General features: G+C 67.6%; 2 protein-coding genes. Both read left to right on the top strand.

Going from position 1 to position 1319, the window contains the following annotated elements:
* Window positions 1-78 precede the first annotated feature (78 nt).
* Window positions 79-381, top strand: coding sequence for a transposase (locus tag ACLQ2T_RS29225; protein WP_425769572.1), 303 nt, complete (start codon window positions 79-81; stop codon window positions 379-381).
* A complete protein-coding gene (locus ACLQ2T_RS29220; protein ID WP_425769571.1) occupies window positions 378-1277 on the top strand; it encodes an IS3 family transposase in 900 nt (299 codons plus the stop codon). Before ACLQ2T_RS29225 ends, ACLQ2T_RS29220 begins: the two co-directional genes overlap by 4 nt.
* Window positions 1278-1319 lie beyond the last annotated feature (42 nt).

Below are 1319 nucleotides of genomic sequence, written 5' to 3'. Positions count from 1 at the left end.
TGGGCCTGACCCGGTTTGACGGACATCCCAGCTCAGAGGGGCTGTGTGCTCCTCGGGAGGATGTTCATCATGGAAGGCATGGGTAAGAGACCACGCCGGGCACGTCGGGCGTTCACGTCGGAGTTCAAGGCGGAGATCGTCGAGGTGTGCCGGCGGGGTGACCGCACGGTCGCGCAGGTGGCGAGGGACTTCGACCTGACCGAGACCGCGGTGCGGGAGTGGGTCAAGCAGGCCGATCTCGACGCCGGCACCCGGTCGGACGGGTTGACCAGCGATGAGCGGGAGGAGTTGGCGCGGCTGCGGCGGGAGAACCGCCGGCTGCGTGAGGACGTCGACATCCTCAAACGGGCCACGGCTTTCTTCGCGAAGGAGACCCGGTGAACGTCTACCCGTTCATCGAGGCGGAGAAGGCAAGGCCCGACGGGAACGTGAAGCGTTCCTGTGAGCTGTTGGAGGTCTCCCGGTCCGCCTACTACCACCACCGCACCACCGGGCCGTCACAGCGAGAGCGTGACGACGCCGACCTGACCGCACAGATCATCGACATCCACGCCGTTTCCGCCGGCACCTACGGCTCGCCCCGCGTCCACGCCGAACTCGCCGCGCAAGGACGCAGGCACTCCCGCAAACGGGTAGCCCGGCTGATGCGGGGCGCCGGGTTGTGCGGCCGGACACCGAAGAGGTGGCGCACCACCACCGTGCCCGACCCGACCGCGGCCCTGGCCGCCGACCGGATCCGCCGCGACTTCACCGTCTCCGCCAGCGAGGTCGACACCCGCTGGTGCGGTGACATCACCTACATCCCCACCTGGGAGGGCTGGCTGTACCTGGCCACCGTGATCGACATCGCCTCACGTCGGGTCGTCGGCTGGGCCACCGCCGACCACCTGCGCACCGATCTGCCCGCCCAAGCCCTGTCCAACGCCATCGCCACCCGCCGCCCGACCGGTGAGGTGATCTTCCACAGCGACAGGGGATGCCAGTACACCAGCGCCCAGTACGCCCGCCTCGCCGACCGCAACCAGGTACTGCTGTCAGTCGGTGGGCGAGGTCAATGCTGGGACAACGCCGTCGCCGAATCGTTCTTCGCCACGATCAAAACCGAGCTACTCGACCGAAGGGCGTGGCCGACCCGTGCCGCCGCCCGTGCCGCGATCTTCGAATGGATCGAGGGCTGGTACAACACCCGCCGCCGCCACTCCACCCTGAACTACATGAGTCCGGCCGAGTACGAGGAGACCGCCTATTCCCGCAGGTCAACCAGCAAGGTAGCGTGAGATCAACTTATCGACCCTGTCCGTCAAGCCGGGTCAACCCCA

The organism is Micromonospora sp. DT229 (assembly GCF_049844505.1).
GTDB lineage: Bacteria > Actinomycetota > Actinomycetes > Mycobacteriales > Micromonosporaceae > Micromonospora.
This window is presented reverse-complemented; position numbering and strand designations above follow the sequence as displayed.

Excerpts from the sequence above, each read along its gene's own strand:
- ACLQ2T_RS29225 (WP_425769572.1), top strand. The coding sequence starts at position 79 with ATGGGTAAGAGACCACGCCGGGCACGTCGGGCGTTCACGTCGGAGTTC.